We start from the raw sequence: 20,795 nt of genomic DNA on the forward strand, positions 1-20,795 counted from the left end.
GATCTTCTATCCGACCGGGAGGCCGCTGGCGCGGCTGCCCGGGTGAAACCACAGGAGCTCTGCACATGACTGCCATCGACACCTCGACCGACGTAGACCAGCGCACGCGCCTGATGGCGTCTGCCGACCACTTCAACACACCTCTCGGTGCCGACGGCACCCCGCACGACTACTTCGAGGCGCTGCGGGACGAAGCGGAGGAGACGCCGATCGCCTGGAGCGAGTCCCACGGGGGGCACTGGGTCGTCGCTGGCTACCACGCCGTCGTCGAGATCATGAACCAGGCCAAGACCTTCTCCAACAAGGGCGTGACGTTCCCGCGCTATGAGACCGGCGACTTCGAGCTGATGATGGCCGGTCAGGACGATCCCATCCACAAGAAGTACCGCAACCTGGTGGCGCAGCCGTTCTCTCCCCAGGTCACCGAGCAGTTCAGCGAGCAGCTCCGTCAGACCACGAACGACCTCATCGACGAGCGCATCGAGCTCGGGGAGGCGGACATCGCCTCGTGGCTGGCCGATGAGATCCCCGCTCGACTGACCGCGATCCTGCTGGGCATCCCGCCCGAGGATGGCGACAAGTACCGCCGGTGGGTCCACTCGATCACGCACGTCGAGAACCTTGCCGACGCGGCTCCGGTGTTCGGTGAGATGGTCGAGCACGCGCGCGAGCTCATCGCACTGCGTCGCGAGAGCCCTGGGGACGACGTCATGTCCAGGGTCGTGCAGGCGGAGATCGACGGGGAGCGTCTCTCGGACGACGAGGCGGTGGGCTTCTTCATCATCTTGCTGCTCGGTGGGATCGACAACACGGCTCGCTTCCTGAGCTCGGTGTTCTGGCGCCTCGCCTGGGACAAGGACCTGCGCCGGCGGCTCATCTCCCACCCGGAGCTGCTGCCGCTCGCCGTCGACGAGCTGCTGCGCTTCTACTCCCCAGCGATGGTCGGTCGCCTCGTCCTGGAGAAGAGTGTGACCGTCGGAGACGTCACCATGGAGGAGGGGCAGACAGCCTTTCTCTGGTTCCCCGTTGCCAACCGTGACCGGTCGATGTTCGCGAATCCCGACAACATCGTGCTCGATCGGTCGCCGAACCGTCACCTCGCGCTGGGGCAAGGCATCCACCGCTGCCTCGGGGCTCACCTGATCAAGGTGGAGGCACGCGTGGCCATCACCGAGCTCCTTCGCCGGCTGCCGGAGTTCGAGCTGGACCCGACGAAGAAGTCCGAGTGGCTGATGGGCCAGGTATCGGGCATGCAGTCGGTCCCGATCGTGTTCCCGCGCGGCGCACGACTCCGGGACTGAGCGACCTCGCTCTCGACAGGAATCGACGCTCCGATGTCAACGACCCCGTCCCCTGCCGCTCCGACCGTCGCGGTCGTGGGCAGCGGTCCGTCCGGTTGCTACGCCGCTCAGATGGTACGCAAGCAGTGGCCCGACGCCGTGGTGACCGTGTTCGACCGTCTCCCCGCCCCCTTCGGACTGCTGCGGTACGGCGTAGCTCCCGACCACCAGCACACCAAGAGGCTCGCGCACCAGTTCAGCCGCGTGCTCACCGACGAAGGCACCCGGTTTGCCGGCAACGTGTCGGTCGGCCGGGACGTGTCGCTCGAGGTGCTGGAGAAGAGCTACCACGCCGTCGTCCTCGCGGTGGGGCTGTCCGGTGACCGCTCGCTCGCGGTGCCGGGATGCGACCTCGACGGTGTGTACGGCGCAGGGCGGATCATGCGGTGGGTCAACGCCCATCCTGACGAGGCGATGTTCGAACCGACCTTGGGGGAGCGGACCGTGATCGTGGGCAACGGCAACGTGGCCGTCGACGCCCTCCGGATGCTCATCAAGCGGGATCACCACTTCACCGGGTCCGACCTGGCCGAGCGGGCCTGGGCGCGGCTCGGCGCGAAAGGGCCCAACCGGATCGACGTGGTGGGACGGTCCGCGCTGGAGCAGGCCCGTTTCGATGCCGCGATGATCCGTGAGTTGGGGGCCCTCGAGCACGTCCGCTTCGAGGTCGTACCGGACGAGGTCCACGTCGCCGGGGCGGCGCCGAACGCGAGGGCCGACGCCATCCATGAGCTCGTCGCCTCGTCCCGACCGGATGCGGACGTGACCGTGAGGTTCCGATTCGGCTGGACCCCCAGGGCCGTGCTGGGTGATGACCGGGTGGAAGCGATGTCGTTCACGAGAAACGGCGATGCTCCAGCGGATCTTTCGCTCCAAGCCAACAGTGTTGTCACCGCCATCGGCTTCACGGCCCATCCCGACGGTGGTCTCTTCGAGCTAGCCCCCGAAGACGGTGACGCGGATCGGGTGCGGTTGAGGCCGGGGGTCTACGCGTGCGGCTGGTTCCGGCGAGGCTCGACCGGCTCCATCCCGGACAACCGGACGTGCGCCAAGACAGTCGTCAGTGCGTTGACGGAAGACCTGGAGCAGGGAGTAGGTGCCCCCAAGCCCGGTTTCGACGGGCTGCCTCCTGACGTCCGGGAGAAGGCCGTCGATGTCGCTGGTTGGCAACGCATCGACGCGGCGGAGACAGCCACGGCCGACCAGCGCCGCGTCCGACACAAGATAGCGGACCTGCCGGGGTTGCTGGCAGCTGCTCGACAGGACGGCCCGGACACCAACAGACCGAAGCCCCAGCCGGCTCTGATGTCGAGCCACCCCGACCGTAACGAGATCGAGAGGATCAGAGGATGAAGGTGACAGTGCTGTACGGCACCGAGACCGGTAACGCCGAGATGTGCGCCGACAGTGTCGCGACGCACCTGCGAGACACTGCAGAGGTGGTGGTGCACGACATGGCTGATGTCGATGCGGCCGTCATGGACGACGGGGACATCTTCGTCCTCGTCACGTCGACCTTCGGTGAGGGAGAGCTTCCTGCAGGTGCGGAGGCACTCTTCGATGCACTGCTCAAAGCCCCTCCCGATCTCTCCGGCGTGCAGTTCGCGGTGTTCGGTCTGGGGGACAGCTACTACGACGGGACCTTCAACCGCGGAGGACACATCGTCTCGGAGCACCTGCTGACGCTTGGGGCCACCCGGATCGGCGACGTCGGATGCTATGACACCTCCAGTGGGGAGCCGCCGGAGGACCACGCGCTGCAGTGGGTCCGTGAGCTTCCCCTGTTCGACCGCGTCTGAGTCTTCGCTGCGGCCCACGTCCTAGCCAGACAAACGGACGGTTGGTAGTGTGGCGGACGTCACCATCCGGAAGAGAATGGGCGGTATGGAGCGCAAATTCACCGGGACCGCGAGGGTCGGACGTCTGCCAGCGCGCGAGGACTCCTCGCCTTTGGCCGGTTCGTGGCCGTTGGTGGGGCGGGAGCACGTCCTGCGCAGGATGCAAGACACGCTCGTCAGTGGCGCCCGAAGCCTGGTCCTGGCCGGTGAAATGGGCGTCGGCAAGAGCCGCCTGGGACACGAGGGCGTGCGGCTCGCCCGGGCCGAGGGCATGGCCATCACGCGCGTGACGGGAAAGCTCGCCAGCGCCGGGATCCCGCTCGGAGCCTTCGCTCCGGTGCTCCCGGTGCTCGGCCACCGTGAGCCCGGGGTGGTCGACGACCGAGGAGACCTGCTGCGCCGATGTGCGGAGGCGCTGCGCGCTCAAGCCGGCGGCCGTCCCCTGATGCTGTTCGCCGATGACGCCCACCTTCTCGACGACACGTCCGCCGTTCTCCTGAACCAGCTCGCCGAAAGTTCGTGGACGCGAGTGCTGGCGACGGTTCGATGTCGCGAGCCTGCCCCTGATCCGGTCGTCGCGCTGTGGAAGGACGGGCTCGCGCACCGGGTGGAGGTCGAGGGCCTCGACCTGGAGTCCGTGAGTCGCGCCTTGACGGCCGCGCTGAAGGGCGCGGTTGATGACGCGGCGGTGACGACCCTGGCCCAGCGAGCGAGGGGCAACATGTTGTTCCTGCGCGAGCTCGTCCTGGGGGCGGTCGAGGAAGGAGTCCTGTCCACTCGCGGAGGTGTGTGGCGCCTGTCCGGAGACCTGCATCCCACGGCTCGACTCGTCGAGCTCGTGGAGGCGCGCCTGGCCGGACTCTCCGTCGAGGAGCGGGCCGCGATGGAGCTCGTCTCCTTCGGTGAGCCGCTCGGTCTCGACCAGCTCGAGACCTTGGTCGACGCCGACACCGCCGAGGCGCTCGAGAGGAAGGGCCTCATCGAAGGATCGAGCGACCAGCAGCGCCTCTGTGTCGGGCTCGCTCATCCGTTGTACGGCGAGGTCATCCGCTCTCGCACCCCTGCCATCCGGGCCCGCGGGATCGTGCGCTCCCTCGCCGATGTCGTGGAGGGAACCGGCAACGATGACCCGGCTGATCTCATCCGGGTGGCCAGCTGGCGGCTGACGTTGGGTTCCACGTCTCCGGACCTGATGCTGCGCGCGGGAGTCGCCGCCCGGTGGCGCTTCGACTTCCCGCTCGCGGAGCGTCTCGCGCAGGCCGCGGTCGTTGCCGGGGCTGGCTTCGAGGCGGAGCTCCTGACGGCTCAGCTCGCCGGCCTCCAGGGTCGATCTGAGGAAGGTGCACGTCGCCTCGCGGCCCTCGCCGAGGGCGCGGTCGGCTGGCGGGAGCAGGGACAGGTCACCCTCAGCAGGCTGGACAACCGGGTCATCTACGCCGGAACGATCGACGAGGGCCTGCGGATCGCGGAGGAGGGCCTGGCGGCCCTCGGAGAGACCCCCATGGCCGACGAGATCGCCGCTCGCCACCTGGCGCTCGTCCTGGCCAAGGACGGTCCTGGCGCGGCCGTCGAGGTATCCCGCCCGATCCTGGAGCGTGCGAGCGGACGCGCGCTCGTGTGGGCTTGCATGCCGGCGGCGTACAGCCTCGGCCGGGCTGGCTTCATCGACGAGGCGTTGGCGGCCTCGCGCCACGGCTGGAAGACGCAGAGCGCGTTGTCAGAGCCGATGGACTGGTATCCGTGGATGCATCGGTTCTACGAGGCCGAGGCCCTCGTGCACTCGGGCCGGCTCCTGCAGGCCGAGGAGCTCTCGCTGGCCGAGTATCAACGCGCCATCGACGATGGCTCGAACGAGGCACAGGGCCTCTTCTCCTGGCAGCTGGCCAAGTCCGTCGCAGACCGAGGACACGTCGGGGAGGCCATACGGCGGACGCAGCTGGCCGCGGCGGTCTACGACGACCTCGACCGACCACAGTTCGTGCAGTTCTGCCTGATCTACCAGGTGCTCGCACTGGCCATCGGCCGCCGCCCTGAGGAGGCCCGTGCGGCGTTGGGGAGGCTCGACAGCCTCAGCCCGGAGCCGAACTTCTTCATGGGCGCCGATCTGGCCCATGCCCGAGCCTGGCTGGCGATCGCCGAAGGCGACATCCGAGGCGGACGCGACCTGCTGCTCGAGGCTGCCGCCCTCGGTGAGCGCATCGGCGACGTTGTCGGAGCGACCGTCTGCCTCCATTCCGCCAGCCGTGTGGGCTACGCCAGCGAGGTGGTCGGCCGGCTGGAGGAGCTCGCGACGGGGATGCAGGGTGAGCTCGCCCGCGCTCGGGGGATGCACGCACGGGCCCTGGCGGATGGCTTACCCGAGGATCTGGAGCAGGTGGCCACATCGTTCGATCAGATGGGTGCGACCCTCCTTGCCGCCGAGGTTTCCAATGACGCCGCCCTCCTCTGGCGACAGCGGCGTGAGCCGCGCCGCGCGGCTGCCGCCGAGCGGCGGGCAGCCTGGTTCGCCGAGAGGTGCGACGGCGCGGCGACGCCCGGCCTTCAGGCAGCGAGCACGCGCTCGCGACTCACCGCTGCGGAGTGGGAGGCCGTCCAGCTGGCTGCGGCCGGGCGGGCCAACAAGCAGATCGCGCTGGAGCTCTCGATCTCTGTGCGCACGGTCGAGAACAGGCTCCAGCACGCCTACGGGAAGTTGGGCATCTCCAGCCGTTCTGACCTGCCTGCGGCTCTCGAGACGATGCAGGAACCGCGGTCGTGAGTCCGCCCTTGTGGGACGCACCACTCAGCGTGTAATCTACCAACCGTTTGATTCATTAGCGACGGAAGGGGCCGGGAGTGCCAATCAATAAGGTCGTCGAGTCCGTGAGCGCGGCCATCTCCGGTATCACCGACGGCGCGACGCTCATGATCAGCGGTTTCGGTCCACCTGGTCAGCCTGATGCCCTCATCGAGGCCGTCCTGGAGTCCGGGGTGGGGGATCTCACCATCATCAACAACAACGCCGGTGCGGGTGGCCGAGGAATCTCCGACCTCTTCGCGGCTAAGCGTGTTCGTAAGGCGATCTGCTCGTTCCCCAAGGCGATTGGCTCGACGGTGTTCGACGAGCTCTACTTGGCCGGCGAGATCGAGCTCGAGCTGGTGCCCCAGGGCACGCTGGCCGAGCGCATCCGCGCAGCGGGCGCCGGTGTCACCGCCTTCTTCACCCCGACCGGATTCGGCACGGAGCTGGCCGAAGGCAAGGAGGTACGCGTCATCGACGGCGTTCCCTCGGTGCTCGAGCTCCCGCTGCATGCCGACTTCGCGCTGGTGCGGGCACATGCCGCCGACCGGTACGGCAACCTCGTCTACCGGAAGACCGGCCGCAACTTCGGGCCGATAATGGCTGCCGCGGCCGAGGTGTGCATCGCCGAGGTCGGCGAGATCGTTCCTGACGGCGGCATCGACGCCGAGCACGTCGTCACTCCGGGGATCTATGTCGATCACGTCGTGGTGGGCAAACCTGCCTTCACGCCCTCGCGCACCGGAACGGAGGACTGACATGCCATTGACCCGACTTGAGCTCGCGGCCCGGGTGGCCAGCGACATCCCCGACGGCTCCTACGTCAACCTCGGTATCGGCATCCCTACCCTCGTCGCGGACCACGTGCCCGCCGACAAGGAGTTCGTGCTCCATACCGAGAACGGCATGCTGGGCATGGGCCGGGCTGCCGCCGAGGACGAGATCGACCCGGATCTGATCAACGCCGGCAAGATCTTCGTCACCGAGGGGGAGGGGGCTGCGTACTTCCACCACGCCGACTCGTTCGCCATGATCCGTGGCGGCCATATCGACTACTGCGTCATCGGGGCCTACCAGGTCGCCCAGAACGGGGATCTGGCCAACTGGCGCACAACGTCGCCCACGGTGATCCCGGGGGTCGGCGGCGCGATGGACCTCGCGGTCGGGGCGCGCCACGTGTTCGTGGCCATGGAGCTGTTCACCCGCAGCGGCGACTGCAAGCTCGTGAAGAACTGCAGCTATCCACTCACCGCCACAAGCTGCGTCGAGCGGGTCTACACCGATCTCGGTGTCTTCCAGCCCGCAGACGACGGCTTCCACGTGCTCGAGCTCGACGAGTCTCTCGAACTCGACGACCTCCGCAACCGTGCGGGCACCGACTTCGTCGACGCCCGCTGATCCACTCAGGAGACCCTAGTTGCACGCCACGACTTCGGGCTCAGCCGGCCGCACCAAGACCCTCACGGATCGGGGGGCGGCCGGCTCAGGCCGTAGTTGCGGCGATCGCGGACCGCGTGATGTCGGCGAAGGCCGCGGCGATCTCCTTCGTCGAGAACTTCTTGCCGGAGCGGCTCGGCCACAGCCGAACGTTGTTGATCCCGCCGAGCACGTATCGGGTGACCAACCGGACGTCGAGATCGTCGCGGATCTCGCCCTCGGCCTGACCGGCCTCGATGAGCCCCTGCAGATGCCGCTCGAAGTACCTGCCCCACTCGTTCGACTGCTGAAGCCGCTCGTTGGTGAGGTGGTGCCGGTCGGAGAAAAAAATGTTTGCTCGGTCGCGGTTGTCGACGTACCAGACGGCCTGGCGACGCAAATACTCCAGCAGCTCCTCGAGTGGGCTCAAGCCGAGCTCATGGACAGCCTCAATGATCTGGACAGTCTGGTTGTGCGACTCGTGCACGATGCGGAAGAGCAGATCTTCCTTCGAGGTGAAGTAGTGGTAGAGGCTGCCCTTGAGGACGCCCACCCGGTCGGCGACCTCCTGGACCGATGTGGCGGCGTACCCCCGCTCGGACATGACCTCGACAGCCGCGGCCATCACTGCGTCGTTACGGTTGCGGCGCTCGGCGCGAGGCCGCTTGGTGGCTGTTGGGTCAATGGGCACGCGGGCACCTTTCGTACGCGGAGAACCGTGCGCATGGGCCGGCACCGCTGGCGAGCCTCGTCGCGACGACCCGCATATCAACCAAATGGATGGTTGATCCTAGCACTCAGGTGCCCGTAGTCCCGGGCTCTCGTGCCAATTTCCTCTGAACCCGATTCGACCAGGAGTGACGTGACCACGACTACCGAGAAGCACGGCGATGTCGTCGTGCTGCGCATCGACCACCCGCCTGTGAACGCGGGGGACGCAGTCCAGCGCCGCGACCTCCATGAGGCCATCGTGGCTGCCTTGGGCCTGGCCGGAGTCCGAGGTGTGGTGATCGCCAGCGCGGGCCGCCACTTCTACGCCGGCTCAGACCTGCGTGAGTTCGACGCTGAGCTGGCCTCGCCTACCCTGCCGGACCTGATCCGGCTCATCGAAGAGGCGCAGGTTCCGTTCGCCGCCGCCGTCACCGGGCTTGCGCTCGGAGGTGGGCTCGAGCTGGCCTTGGCCTGCGACCGCCGCATCGTCGACCCTACGGCCGGGCTCGGCTTCCCCGAGGTCGGCTTCGGGATCCTCCCTGGCGCTGGTGGGACGGTCCGGTCGTCTCGACTGGTCGGGGTCTCCCGCGCCATCGACCTGGTCACCAGTGCCCGCCAGGTCGGAGCTGAGGAGGCCCTCGCCCTCGGTCTCGTCGACTCCGTGGTGGACGCAGACCAGCTGGTCCGCAGAGCCGTCGAGGCGGTCCGGGCGCTGGACTCGCGCGATCTGGCCCGCGACCGCGCTGTGCCGGCCGAGGAGCTCGAGGCGATCGACTCAGCGATCGCCGCTCTGCCGCGCCGGGCCCGCCCGAACGTAATCCGCGCGGCCGAGACAGTGCGCCGCGGTGCGGCCATCGATGTTGAGACCGCCCTGGCCGAGGAGCGTGCCCTGTTCGACGAGCTGCGTCGCACCCCGGAGTCGGAGAACCGGCGCTACCTCTTCTTCGCCAAGCAGGAAGCGGCCAGATCCTTACGGATCGAAGCCGAGCCCGCCGAAGTCCGCGCTGTCGGCATCGTCGGGGCCGGGACCATGGGCGCCGGGCTCGCCGGCCTCTTCGTCGCGAAGGGGTACGCCGTCACGGTCGTCGACAGCAAGCCAGCGGCCCGTAGTCGGGTCGCCGCAGCGGTGCCAGGGGTCGAGGTCGCCGAGTCGGTCGACGCGCTGGCGAACGCCGACCTCGTGATTGACGCGGTGTTCGAGGACATGGACGTCAAGAAGAGTCTGCTGCGCGAGCTCGAGGTCTCGGTCCGCGCCGACACCGTTCTTGCCAGCAACACTTCCTATCTCGATCTCAATGAGATGAGCTCGGCGCTGGCCGACCCGGGCCGGCTCGCCGGACTCCACTTCTTCAACCCGCCGGAGCGCAACGCTCTGGTCGAGGTGATCCCGACCGCAGCGACGTACGCCACGACGACGGCCACCTTGGCCGCGGTCGTGCGACGGCTCGGCAAGGTCGGGATCCGTGCGGGTGTCGCCGACGGCTTCGTCGGCAATCGGGTCTACGCCGACTATCGCGCCCAGTCAGAGATCCTCCTCGAGGAGGGGGCATCGGTGGAGCAGATCGACGCCGCGGTGGTCGACCTTGGCTTCGCGATCGGTCCGTTCGCGGTCGCGGACATGTCAGGTCTCGACATCGCCTGGGCTCGTCGCAAGCGGCTCGCCGCGACCCGCGACCCGCGCCAGCGCTATGTGCGGATCCCGGACCTGGTCTGCGAGGCCGGCCGGCTGGGCCGCAAGACCGGGGCAGGTTGGTACGACTACCCCGACGGGGTTCGGCGCGGCGTACCGTCGAGTGTCGTGGCCGATCTGGTCGACACGGCACGGCGAGAAGCTGGTGTCGAGCCGCACCCCATCGGCGCCCAGGAGATCCAGGACCGCATCCTCGGCTCGATGCTCGCGGCGGCTGCTGGGCTTGTCGCGACCGGGGTGGCGCAGCGCGCCTCCGATGTCGACGTTGCCCTCACTGAGGGGTTCGCCTTCCCCTCTCACCTGGGCGGACCGCTTCGTGCCCTTGCGCGACGCACCGAGGACGAGCTGAAGCGCCTGCTCTCCGCGGTCCACGCCTCGGATCCGGTGGGCTTCTCGATCCTGGAGCCCGCATCGCGCGGCGAGATCCCCGACCAGGTCCGTGCGGCCCTCGCCGAGGTCGCCCCAATTGCCCCAACTCACGAAGGAGTCTTCGCATGACCATCACCACCACGCAGCCCACAGAATCCTGGGGCGGACAGAGCTGGGTCGGACCGATCAGCTGGCCGCAGCACTCCGGGCCGAGCAGGGCTTACGACCTTTCGGTGCGCCTGGAGCACGGCATGACGCACCACGTCGCCCACCCGCCGTACTCCTACACGCTGGTGAAGAAGCACGGTGAGCACAACTACCCCGGCGGTATCTCCTCGGCGATGGAGTTGGTGACGGTGCCGGGGCACGGCGGTACGCACGTCGATGCCCCTGGTCACATCTCGCTCGACGGCCGCATCAACGGTGGGCGGGACGTACTCGATCACCAGAGCTGGACCGAAGGGCTCGATGTCGGCTCTGTCGAGGAGCTGCCCCCGCTCATCGGGCCCGGGCACCTGGTCGACGGCGAGCGGATGTTCGGTCGTCCTATGACCAACGCGGACGGCTTCGGTGCTGACGAGCTCGAGAGCTGGTTCGCCGACCGTCCTGCGCCCGAGCCGGGTTCCATCGTGCTGTTCCGCACTGGGCAGATGCGGCTGTGGGACGACTCGGAGCGATATCTCGGCATCGGGATCGGCCTTCCCGGGGTGGCCCTGTCTGGCGCGCGCTGGCTCTCGGAGCGCGGGGTTCGGGCCGTCGGTTGCGACACCGCCAGCTTCGAGCACAAGCCTGAGTGGCTGGTGCCCGCACTCGACGTCCACGTGCACCTCCTCGTCGAGAGCAGCATCCCGATCATGGAGTCGGTCCAACTCGAGAACCTCGCTGCCGACGGGGTCGAGAAGTTCTTCTTCGTGGCCAGCGCACTGCGCATCGGTGGCGGCACGGGATCGCCGTTGCGTCCCGTGGCGATCGTGCCCGCGTAGCCCTTGTGCAAGTGTGACGCCCGTCCTATTATTGACCAACCGGTTGTTTGATTAGAAGGAGTAGATGAGCCCGATGGAACTCTCCGCGGCTGATATCAAGCTGATCGTCTCGACCCTCCAGGAGTCGGACTACGACGAGGCCGAGGTCGTCGTCGGAGACGTCCGCATCGCGGTGGCCCGTGGCGGTGGACGCCTGGCCGCTTCGTCTGCGGATCCGGCGGCCGCCGAGGTGGCAACCCCCGCTCAGGCTCCGGCGCCCCCGCCGGCCCCGGTAGCTTCCGTCACCGCAACGGAACCCGCCGCCCCGGCCGCCGCCCCGGCCGCCGCCCCGGCCGCCGCCCCGGCCGCCGCCCCGGCCGCGGACCCGGGGGATACGGTGGTCACCGCTCCCAGTGTTGGTGTCTTCTGGGCCGCCCCCGAGCCGGGTGCGGCGCCGTTCGTCGAGGTTGGCAGCCGCGTCGCGGTCGGTGACACGCTCGGCATCGTCGAGGTTATGAAGCTGATGAGCAACGTCGTCGCTGAGGTCGCCGGCATCGTCTCCGCGGTGCATGTGGACAATGCCCAGAGTGTCGAGTTCGGTACGCCCCTCGTCTCGATTCGAGCGGAGGGCTGAGGTGCCAGAGATTCGCCGCCTGCTGATCCCCAACCGCGGGGAGATCGCCGTCCGTATCATCAAGGCATGCTTCGACGAGGGTATCGAGAGCGTACTCGCCTGCTCGGCTGCCGACACCGACACGTTGGCAGCGCGTCTGGCTGACCGCGTCGTCGTCATCGGCCCGCCTGCTGCCACGGAGAGCTATCTCTCCGTCGACCGGGTGGTCGCGGCCGCGCTCTACGCCGAGTGTGACGCCCTGCACCCCGGCTACGGCTTCCTGTCCGAGCGCCCGGAGCTGGTCGAGGCCTGCCAGGAGAACAAGATCACCTACGTGGGCCCTCCCGCCGACATCATGCGGCGCGCCGGTTCGAAGCTCGGTGCGCGCGACGTGGCCGAGGCGGCGGGCATCCCGACGGGCAAGGGGACTCCGGGCCTGAGCAGCGCTGAGGACGCCCAGCGGGCGGCGGCCGAGCTCGACGCGTTCCCGCTGCTGCTGAAGGCCTCCGCCGGTGGCGGTGGGCGCGGAATGACGATCGTGCGCTCGCTCGCCGATGTGGCGGCGGCGTACGGCCGCTCGTCGACCGAGGCCGAGCGCGCCTTCGGTGACGGCACCGTCTACTTCGAGCCGTACGTCGAGAAGGCGCGGCACGTCGAGGTCCAGGTCCTCGCCGACACGCACGGCAATGTCTGCCACCTCGGCGAGCGAGACTGCTCGACCCAGCGTCGCTACCAGAAGATCATCGAGGAGGCGCCCGCGTCCGGTCTCCCGGAGGAGCTGGCCGAGTCGATCCGGACCGCCGCTGTCGAGCTCGCCCGGGCGCTGGGGTACGTCGGGGCCGGAACCGTCGAGTTCCTGGTCGACGCGCGCACCCACCGATTCGTCTTCCTCGAGGTCAACGCCAGAGTTCAGGTCGAGCACCCGATCACGGAGGAGATCACCGGCATCGACATCGTCCGCGAGCAGCTGCGGATCGCCCGCGGCGAGCCGTTGTCGTTCACCCAGGGCGACGTACGCCTCGACGGTCATGCCATCGAGTGCCGCATCAACGCCGAGAACGCCAGGGCCGACTTCCTGCCGACCCCGGGCCGCATCGAGCGTTGGACCGTGCCGCAGGGCACCGGCGTACGCATCGACACCTACGCACAGGACGGAGCCACCGTCGCTCCCTGGTACGACTCCCTCGTCGCCAAGGTGATCGTCCACGCCGCCGACCGCGATGCGGCAGTCGCCCTGATGCGGCGCACGCTCGACGGCATCGAGGTCGAGGGAATCTCCACGACGGCGGACATCCACCGTTCAATCCTCGCCCACCCAGATTTCGCCAGAGAGCCGGTGACGACCCGCTGGGTCGAGGAGGAGTTCCTCCCCTCCTGGGCTCCCCAGGCCGGTTGAGCGAGACAAGAGATAGGACCTACCGATGCACATCGACTTCGTCGAACAGACCCTCCGAGACGGCCAGCAGAGCCTGTGGGGAATCCGGCTGCGAGCCTACGAGGCGGCCGGAGCCCTGCCCTACCTGCGCGACGGCGGCTACCGCACGATCGACCTGACTGGCGCCGGGATGTTCACCGTGCTGCTGCGCGAGTTCGCCGACGACCCCTGGGCGACTCTCGACTTCCTGGTCCCGAGGCTCGGCGGCAACGAGATCCGCTCGGGGCTGCGCACGATCAGCTGTGTCGGGTTCGCCCCGACCCCGCAGGCGATCCTCGACCTGTGGATCCAGACGCTGATCAAGCACGGCTCGACCAGCTTCTGGCTCTATGACTGCCTGTTCGACATGGACACCATGAAGCACATGGTCGACGTGGTGAACAAGGCGGGTGGCCAGCCGGTCCCCGCAGTGATGTACGGACTTACCGACGTCCACGACGACGAGTTCTTCGCGTCGCGGGCCGGGCAGATGGCCTCCTGGGCGGGTGTCGAGTCGGTCTACGTGGAGGACGCGGCCGGCGTGCTCAAGCCGGAACGCGCCGCCACCCTGCTTCCCGCGATTCGTGCCGCGACGGGTGACATGCCGCTGGAGATGCACTGCCACAACACCACCGGTCTTGCTCAGCACAACTACATCGAGGCCGTGAAGGCCGGGTTCAGCCGGTTGCACACGGCGTCGCGCCCGATGGCCAACGGTCCCTCGCTGCCCTCGACGGAGAGCATGGTCACGATCATCGAGCACATGGGCAACACCCACGGGCTCGACACCTCGACGTTCCAGCCGGTCGCCGACCACTTCGTCGAGATCGCCCGGCTCGCCGGACGCCAGACGGGGGAGATGGCCGAGTTCGACCCGCGGATGTACGACCACCAGCTCCCCGGTGGTATGACCGGCACGCTGATCAACCAGCTCGAGCGGCACGGGATGGGCGACCGCTTCCCCGAGGTGCTCGAAGCCATCCCGCAGGTCCGCATCGATCTCGGCTCGCCGATCATGGCCACGCCGTTCTCGCAGTTCGTCGGGATCCAGGCTGTGCTAAACATCGTCACCGGTAAGCCGTACTCGATGGTGCCGGACGAGGTCGTGCACTACGCCATGGGCCACTACGGTCCGTTGCCGGCACCGATCGCCCCGGACGTCCTGGACAAGATCATGGCCAGCCCGCGCGCAGGACAGCTCCAGGACTGGGAGCGTCCCGACCCGAGCCTCAAGGAGATCCGCAGCCGTTTCACGGCAGGAATCTCCGACGAGGAGCTGCTGCTCCGCTTCATGTTCTCCGACGAGGAGGTCGACAAGATGCAGGCCGCCGGCCCGCTGCGCACCGACCTGCGCCGCAGCAGCAACACCATCGTCGAGGCGCTCACCGACCTGATCGCCGACCCGGGTGGCAGCCGATCGTTCGCGGTGAGCACACCGGACTTCTCGCTCTCGCTGAGGAAGGCTGGTTCGCATGAGTGACCCGGTTCTCCTGGTCGAGCGGGACGGACCCGTCACCTATTTGACCCTCAACCGTCCCGAGCGGCTCAATGCCCTCAGCGACGCGCTGCTCGAAGCGCTCGGAAAGGCGCTCGACGAGAGCGCGACCACCGACGCCAGCGTGGTGGTCCTCCGCGGGGCCGGGCGCTCCTTCTGCGCGGGGTACGACGTGGCTCCCGACTCCGCCGAGGTGGGGTACGCCGCCGAGCGCACCCCGGTCCAGGACCGGGATCGGCTGCTCGGAAACATCGAGCTGTTCACCCGCGTCTGGCGCCACCCTCAGCCCGTCATCGCCCAGGTGCACGGACACTGTGTCGCCGGCGGCGCACAGCTCGCCTCACTGTGCGACATCACGATCGTTGCCGAGGACGCCACGATCATGACCTCACCGGCCCTGCCCCTCGGCGGTGGCTACCTGTCACCCCTGTGGGCCCACCGCGTCGGCGCGCAGCGTAGCAAGCTGATGTCCTTCGACGCCGGTCGGCGCATCAGCGGCAGGACAGCCGCGTCCTGGGGATGGGCCGCCGAGGCGGTCCCGGCGGAGGACCTTTCGGACCACGTACGGCACACCGCCCACTCGATCGCCCGCACCCCCGGGCCGCTGCTGCGGCTGAAGAAGGAGGCGGTCAACCGCACCGAGGAGCTCTCGGGGCTGTTGACCTACGCGCGTACCGGCGCTGAGACCGATGCCCTCCTGCATCTGACGCCCGAGGTCAAGGCTGTCCAGGAGCGCATCAAGGCGGTCGGGCTCAAAGAGGCCATCTCCGAGTTCGATGCACCGTTCATCGACCAGTTCGGTGTGCACCCGGTCAAGGGGCGTACGACATGACGGCGCGCCCAGCCTTCGACGAGCTGCCCGAGCTCGGGCAGCTCGGTGTCCGGCACGCATGGGACGTGCGCCCACACGACATCGGTAGCGTCTCCATGGCGACCCCGGAGCGGGTCCTCGAAGCGGCCCACCGGGTTCGCACGGGGGAGACGGTGCCGCTCAACCTGCCTGTCGACGCCTTCGACCCGCCGCTCTTCGGCCGCAGCCAGGTCGAGCACACGATCATCGAGGCCGGTCGCAATGAGCTCGAGGACTCCTTGTCCGAGCTCAACCCGCAGGCTTCGTCCCAGCTGGACGGGCTGGCCCATGTCCGAGCCCGCGAGCACGGCTTCTTCGGCGGTAGCACGTCGATCGCGGACGCCAGGTCCCGATCGGGCATGCACCACTGGGCGCAACGCGGCATCGCGGCCCGGGGGGTCCTCCTCGATGTCGCCCACAGCCGGGCCGCCGCCGGGGGAGTGGCCGACCCGTTCGCCGGGGATCCGATCCGTCCAGACGAGCTGCGTGCTGTCGCCGAGGAGCAGGGCGTCGAGCTCATGCCCGGCGATGCCGTGCTCGTGCGCACCGGCTGGGCCGCGGCGTACCTCGATGCCGACGCAGGGGAGCGGGAGCGAGGCGCACGCTCGTGGAATGGCTTGCACGCCGGAGAAGACACGGCCCGCTTCCTCTGGGACGGCGACGTCGCCGTGCTCGGTAGTGACAACCCGGCGGTCGAGGACGGTCCGGGTGACCGGGCGGCGGGATCCCTGCATCGCCGCGTGCTGCCGGCCCTGGGGCTGGCCCTGATGGAGCTCCTCGATCTCGAGCGGCTGGCTGTCCGCTGCGCCGAGCTCGAGCGCTGGGAGTTCCTCTTCGTGTCGGTGCCGCTGCACGTCCGCGGTGGGGTGAGCTCTCCGGCCAATGCGATGGCCGTCCTCTGATCTGAGGCCGACGCCGTCGGCCTCGTCCGGTCCAAATTTAGCAACCAAACGTTTGGTGGTATACGAAATGAGCGCAGTGACGCACGTCAGTGATCTCCATGACCTGGAGTCGTTCGCGGGCCGGGCACAGAAGTGGCTGGCCGAGACGGTGCCGGCGCGTTGGAGGGAGGCGCGGGGTCGTCTGTCCAACGAGGAGTCCGACAGCCTCCGCCGGGAGTGGGACCACCTGCTGTGGGACGGTGGCTACTCCGGCCTCTCCATCCCGGCCGAGTTCGGCGGGGGCGGCCTGGGGCTTGCCGAGGAGGTCGTCTTCCACGTCTTGGCCGGGAAGGCCCAAGCACCGGACCCGTTCACCCGGGTCGGTAAGACGCTGGTGGCCCCGATGCTGATCAAGAGCGGGACCCCGGAGCAGAAGGCCAAGTATCTGCCGCCGCTCATGCGTGGCGACGAGGTGTGGTGCCAGGGGTTCTCGGAGCCCGAGGCCGGATCCGACCTTGCGAACATCCAGACCAAGGCGCGCAAGGTCGAGGGCGGGTACCTGGTCACCGGTCGAAAGACCTGGACCTCGTTCGCCCAGCACTCCAAGCGTTGTTTCGTCCTGGCCCAGACCCAGCCCGACGCCCCGCGCTACCGGAACCTCTCGATGTTGCTCGTCGACATGAAGCAGCCCGGCATCACGCTCAGCGATATCAAGCAGATCTCCGGGGCCGTGCACTTCGCCGAGACGCGGTTCGAGGACGTCTTCGTTCCCGAGGCTGACCGGGTCGGCGCGGATGGCGAAGGGTGGAAGGTCGCGATGCGCGTCCTCGGCGACGAGCGCGGCGGTGTCGAGACAGCTAGTCGGTACGTCGAGATCCGCTCCGACCTCGACCGGCTGCTCGAGACTGTCGGTGACCGCCCAGAGCTGGCTGATCGGCTGCGCGATCTGGACGTACGAACCGAGCTGCTGCGTTGGCAGTTGGCCAAGGTCGTCGACCGTGAGTTCGGCGACGAGGCGGAGCTTCTGCGTGCGGCGTCGATACTCAAGGTGACGTGGAGCGAGCTCTGGCAGCACGTCACCCGTCTGGGGCTGGAGGAGGGGAGCGGCGCCGACCGCGACCACTGGCACTACCAGTACCTCGAGGCGCGCGCCGCGAGCATCTACTCCGGCACGAACGAGATTCAGCGAAACATTGTCTCCGAGCGAGTTCTGGGGTTGCCACGATGACCGAGATCCAACACACGATGACCACGGCCCCTAGCGAGCTCGGCGAGGTCGCCGTCGAAGGCGTGCAGGAGCTGCTGCGCCGTGGCACCCGGGGGCTTCCGGTGGCGGCGTACGCCGACGGGCCCTCGCCCATCTCCTGGGCGACCATCGCCGAGGGCGGGTGGGACCAGTTCGGGATCCTCGACGGCCCGGACGGCGCCTCGGTGCGCGACCTAGTCGCGCTGGCGCGGGCATGGGGCCGAGGTTGCATCAAGCAGCCGCTCCTGCCGACGCTGCTGGCCAAGCGCTACTCCGCTGCGGCCGCCGAGCACGTCGGCCCGGTCACCTTTGCGCTCCCGCTGCCTGACTCGGACCGCTCATTCGTACCCTTCGGTCAGCTGGGCGACGAGGTCGTCGTCGCCATCGGGCTGGGAGTCGATCGCGACGAGCTGGTCCCGGTTCCCGCAGGCGCGCCCGACGAGCTCGGTCTGGTTAGCCTCGGGAGCGTGGTCGACCTCCGCACCGAGCTGTCCGACCAGACCGCCCGGGAGCTCGCGGTCGTGCTGGCCGCCGAGGCGACCGGCGCCGCGGAACAGCTTCTCGCCGACTCGCTGGCCTTCGTCAAGGAGCGTGTCCAGTTCGGCAAGCCGATCGGTACCTTCCAGGCTGTCAAGCACCAGCTCGCCGACGCCGCGATCTCGGCCGAGCTGGCCGAGACCGCGGTGATCTGGGGCTCGGAGCGTCTCGACGAGGCCTTCCGTGGCGCCGCCTTTGCGACCCGACGCAGCCTCGACATCGCCCAGACCGCGGTCCAGGCGCACGGGGGACTGGGCTTCACCTGGGAGATGGGCTTGCACTTCCCGTTCCGCCAGATCATGCTCGCCCGCGAGCTCGTGACGGCGCTGGAGGCCCGCCATGGCTGAGACCGTCGTCGTCGCTGCCGGTCGCACCCCGATCGGCCGGGCGTTCAAGGGATCGCTTGTCGACGTTCGCCCCGACGAGCTGCTGCTCGGGGTCACCCAAGCCGTGCTCGAGTCGGCCCCTCAGCTGGACCCGGCCGATCTCGACGAGATTCTGCTCGGCTGCAGTCTGGCTTCGGGTGAGCAGGGCGGGAACCTTGCCCGTGTGCTCGCCATCGAGCTCGGCCTCGATGGCGTCCCCGGCGTGACGGTCAACCGCTACTGCGCCTCGAGCATGCAGACCACGCGGATGGCCGACCATGCCATCCGGGTCGGTGACGCGAAGGCGTACCTGTCCCTGGGGCTCGAGTCGGTGTCCCGGGTGCGTCAGCCCGGACCGGACCCGCTGCCCGAGGAGCGGCCGCTGCCGTTCCACGAGCTCGAGCCCGCCGTGCCCTGGACCGATCCCCGCACCCGCGGTGTCCTACCGGATCCGTTCCTGGGGATGGGCGAGACCGCCGAGAACGTCGCGGACCTGACCGGTGTGACCCGTGAGCAGATGGACGAGTTCGCGCTGCGAAGCCAGGAGCTCGCCGCCCGGGCCGTGGCTTCGGGCTTCTTCGCCGAGGAGATCTGCCCGGTCCGCCGCGCCGACGGGAGCGTCGTCGACACCGACGACAGCCCTCGCCCCGAGACGACCTTGGCAGGACTGGCCGCGCTGCAGCCGGCCTTCCGGGAGGGCGGTCGCGTGACGGCGGGCAACGCCTGTCCTCTCAACGACGGCGCTGCCGCGGTTCTCCTGATGAGCGACGACCTGGCTCGACAGCTGGGGGTCCGGCCACTGGCCCGGATCGTGAGCACGGCGGTCGGTGCTCTGTCGCCCGAGATCATGGGTCTCGGGACCGTGGATGCGGCACGGCGCGCGCTCAAGGCTGCCGGCCTCTCCGTGGACGAGCTCGACCTCGTCGAGATCAACGAGGCGTTCGCGGCTCAGGTCGTGCCAACGTACGAGCAGCTCGGCGTACCCCCGGCGAAGGTGAACGTGCACGGCGGAGCCATTGCCCTCGGTCACCCGTTCGGGATGTCCGGGGCCCGGATCACCGGCACCCTGCTCAACGGACTGCGCAGCCGCGGCGGGCGCTACGGACTTCAGACGATGTGCGTCGCCGGCGGCCAAGGCATGGCGATGGTCGTGGAGAACCTGGCCTGACCGAGTCGACGCGAGGCCATCCGCCCCTTCGGGGGTCGGATGGCCTCGCGTGCATTTGAGTTCGTACGTCGATGCGAGAGCGGCACCGAGCGGGTGTGCTCGGTGCCGCTCTCGCATCGGGATCTGCTGGGCGACCGGTCCTACCGCGCGAACAGCGGCGGGATCAGCGCGAGCTCGTCGGCCGTCTCCAACGGCTCGACCTGGTTGTCGAGCGATCGCACTGCCTCGAGGTTGTCCCGGATGTCCTCAGGCGTCAGGTCGGGGTTGAAGTAGCCCTCCCCGAGGACAGTGGCGGCCCGGGCCACCTTGCCGGAGGACACGGTGTAAACCTCACCGTTGACGGTGGTCGAGGGGTGTGCCAACCACACGACGGCGGGCGCTACGGCTGATGCCGGTCCCATGGGCACCTTGCCGTCGGCGATGTCCTGCTGCCAGCGGTCCTCCTTCGGTTCGCTGTTGCCGAAGAAGGCCTCGGCGTTCATGCGGGTGACCGCCATCGGGGCGATGGCGTTCACGTGGATCCCGTGGTCGGCGCCCTCGTGTGCCAGGTTCTTCGTGAGCCCGAGCACACCGAGCTTGGCCGTCCCGTAGTGAGCGAGGGTGGGAGATCCGGCGAAGCCGGCATTCGACGTGACGTTCACGATTCTGCCGTAGCCCTGGCGTGCGAAGTGTGGCCAGACCAGCTGACACATGTTGAAGGTGCCGTCGAGGGTGACGGCCTTCATGGTCGCCCATTGGTCCTGCGTGACGTCAGGAAACGAAGCGAAGGAGATGACGCCCGCGTTGTTGACCAGTGCGCTGATCGACCCGAAGTTGTCCAGGGCGGTCTGGATGATCTGCCCTGCGCTCTCCAGGTCGGCGACGCTGTGCGAGTCCGCGAACGCCGTTCCGCCGAGCTCTCGGATCTCAGCCACCACGGATTCGGCGACATCGGGGTCCAGGTCGTTCACCACGACACGAGCCCCCTTGCGCGCGAGTGCCAGTGCGTACTCGCGGCCGAGACCTCGTCCGGCTCCGGTCACGACAACGACGTCGCCGTCGAACTTCATTTCCTCTGTGCTCATATTTTCTCACTCCGATGGGATTGGGTGGTCAAAGTCGTCCGCTACGTACGGGGGAAC

The 20,795-nt window shown here is 68.5% G+C and carries 18 protein-coding genes; 16 read left to right on the top strand and 2 right to left on the bottom strand.

The window, feature by feature from the left end:
• Positions 1-65: 65 nt before the first annotated feature.
• From ACW14X_RS28495 to ACW14X_RS28520, 6 genes are all read left to right on the top strand, one after another.
• A complete protein-coding gene (locus ACW14X_RS28495) occupies positions 66-1,301 on the top strand; it encodes a cytochrome P450 (RefSeq protein WP_457164136.1) in 1,236 nt (411 codons plus the stop codon).
• A gap of 33 nt (positions 1,302-1,334) precedes the next feature.
• Positions 1,335-2,693 (top strand): FAD-dependent oxidoreductase, encoded by a 1,359-nt coding sequence (locus tag ACW14X_RS28500; protein ID WP_457164137.1) that lies wholly within the window; start codon positions 1,335-1,337, stop codon positions 2,691-2,693.
• Entirely contained in the window at positions 2,690-3,139 is a 450-nt protein-coding gene (locus ACW14X_RS28505; protein WP_457164138.1) for a flavodoxin domain-containing protein, read from the top strand. The genes ACW14X_RS28500 and ACW14X_RS28505 overlap by 4 nt, the downstream gene beginning before the upstream one ends.
• Positions 3,140-3,224: 85 nt before the next feature.
• Positions 3,225-5,936 carry a LuxR C-terminal-related transcriptional regulator gene (locus tag ACW14X_RS28510; protein ID WP_457164139.1) on the top strand — a complete coding sequence of 904 codons (2,712 nt, stop codon included), beginning with the start codon at positions 3,225-3,227 and terminating at the stop codon, positions 5,934-5,936.
• Positions 5,937-6,013: 77 nt separating this feature from the next.
• A complete protein-coding gene (locus ACW14X_RS28515) occupies positions 6,014-6,715 on the top strand; it encodes a 3-oxoacid CoA-transferase subunit A (RefSeq protein WP_457164140.1) in 702 nt (233 codons plus the stop codon).
• 1 nt (position 6,716) lies between these two features.
• Entirely contained in the window at positions 6,717-7,355 is a 639-nt protein-coding gene (locus tag ACW14X_RS28520; protein ID WP_457164141.1) for a 3-oxoacid CoA-transferase subunit B, read from the top strand.
• 85 nt (positions 7,356-7,440) lie between these two features.
• Here the strand turns inward: ACW14X_RS28520 and ACW14X_RS28525 are convergent, their stop codons facing one another.
• A complete protein-coding gene (locus ACW14X_RS28525; RefSeq protein WP_457164142.1) occupies positions 7,441-8,064 on the bottom strand; it encodes a TetR/AcrR family transcriptional regulator in 624 nt (207 codons plus the stop codon).
• 171 nt (positions 8,065-8,235) lie between these two features.
• Between ACW14X_RS28525 and ACW14X_RS28530 the strand changes: the two genes are divergently transcribed.
• From ACW14X_RS28530 to ACW14X_RS28575, 10 genes are all read left to right on the top strand, one after another.
• The gene (locus ACW14X_RS28530; protein ID WP_457164143.1) at positions 8,236-10,272 is read left to right on the top strand and encodes a 3-hydroxyacyl-CoA dehydrogenase NAD-binding domain-containing protein; all 2,037 of its coding nucleotides are present in this window, start codon (positions 8,236-8,238) and stop codon (positions 10,270-10,272) included.
• Positions 10,269-11,126 carry a cyclase family protein gene (locus tag ACW14X_RS28535; RefSeq protein ID WP_457164144.1) on the top strand — a complete coding sequence of 286 codons (858 nt, stop codon included), beginning with the start codon at positions 10,269-10,271 and terminating at the stop codon, positions 11,124-11,126. Before ACW14X_RS28530 ends, ACW14X_RS28535 begins: the two co-directional genes overlap by 4 nt.
• Before the next feature lie 64 nt (positions 11,127-11,190).
• On the top strand, positions 11,191-11,739 hold the full coding sequence (locus tag ACW14X_RS28540) for an acetyl-CoA carboxylase biotin carboxyl carrier protein (RefSeq protein WP_457164145.1): 549 nt from the start codon (positions 11,191-11,193) through the stop codon (positions 11,737-11,739).
• 1 nt (position 11,740) lies between these two features.
• Positions 11,741-13,114, top strand: a complete 1,374-nt coding sequence (locus ACW14X_RS28545) for an acetyl-CoA carboxylase biotin carboxylase subunit (protein WP_457164146.1) — start codon at positions 11,741-11,743, stop codon at positions 13,112-13,114.
• Between the two features lie 25 nt (positions 13,115-13,139).
• Positions 13,140-14,612 carry a hypothetical protein gene (locus tag ACW14X_RS28550; RefSeq protein WP_457164147.1) on the top strand — a complete coding sequence of 491 codons (1,473 nt, stop codon included), beginning with the start codon at positions 13,140-13,142 and terminating at the stop codon, positions 14,610-14,612.
• Positions 14,605-15,459: an enoyl-CoA hydratase-related protein gene (locus tag ACW14X_RS28555; protein ID WP_457164148.1), complete on the top strand. Its 855-nt coding sequence runs from the start codon at positions 14,605-14,607 to the stop codon at positions 15,457-15,459. Before ACW14X_RS28550 ends, ACW14X_RS28555 begins: the two co-directional genes overlap by 8 nt.
• Entirely contained in the window at positions 15,456-16,379 is a 924-nt protein-coding gene (locus ACW14X_RS28560) for a cyclase family protein (RefSeq protein ID WP_457164149.1), read from the top strand. Before ACW14X_RS28555 ends, ACW14X_RS28560 begins: the two co-directional genes overlap by 4 nt.
• Positions 16,380-16,446: 67 nt before the next feature.
• Entirely contained in the window at positions 16,447-17,586 is a 1,140-nt protein-coding gene (locus ACW14X_RS28565) for an acyl-CoA dehydrogenase family protein (RefSeq protein ID WP_457164150.1), read from the top strand.
• Positions 17,583-18,488 (top strand): acyl-CoA dehydrogenase family protein, encoded by a 906-nt coding sequence (locus tag ACW14X_RS28570; RefSeq protein ID WP_457164151.1) that lies wholly within the window; start codon positions 17,583-17,585, stop codon positions 18,486-18,488. The genes ACW14X_RS28565 and ACW14X_RS28570 overlap by 4 nt, the downstream gene beginning before the upstream one ends.
• Entirely contained in the window at positions 18,481-19,674 is a 1,194-nt protein-coding gene (locus ACW14X_RS28575; RefSeq protein ID WP_457164152.1) for an acetyl-CoA C-acyltransferase, read from the top strand. The genes ACW14X_RS28570 and ACW14X_RS28575 overlap by 8 nt, the downstream gene beginning before the upstream one ends.
• 140 nt (positions 19,675-19,814) lie before the next feature.
• On the opposite strand, the gene ACW14X_RS28580 is transcribed toward ACW14X_RS28575, so the two are convergent.
• Positions 19,815-20,738 (bottom strand): SDR family NAD(P)-dependent oxidoreductase, encoded by a 924-nt coding sequence (locus ACW14X_RS28580; protein ID WP_457164153.1) that lies wholly within the window; start codon positions 20,736-20,738, stop codon positions 19,815-19,817.
• Positions 20,739-20,795 lie beyond the last annotated feature (57 nt).

The sequence above is a fragment of the Nocardioides sp. YJ-D4 genome (assembly GCF_054031495.1).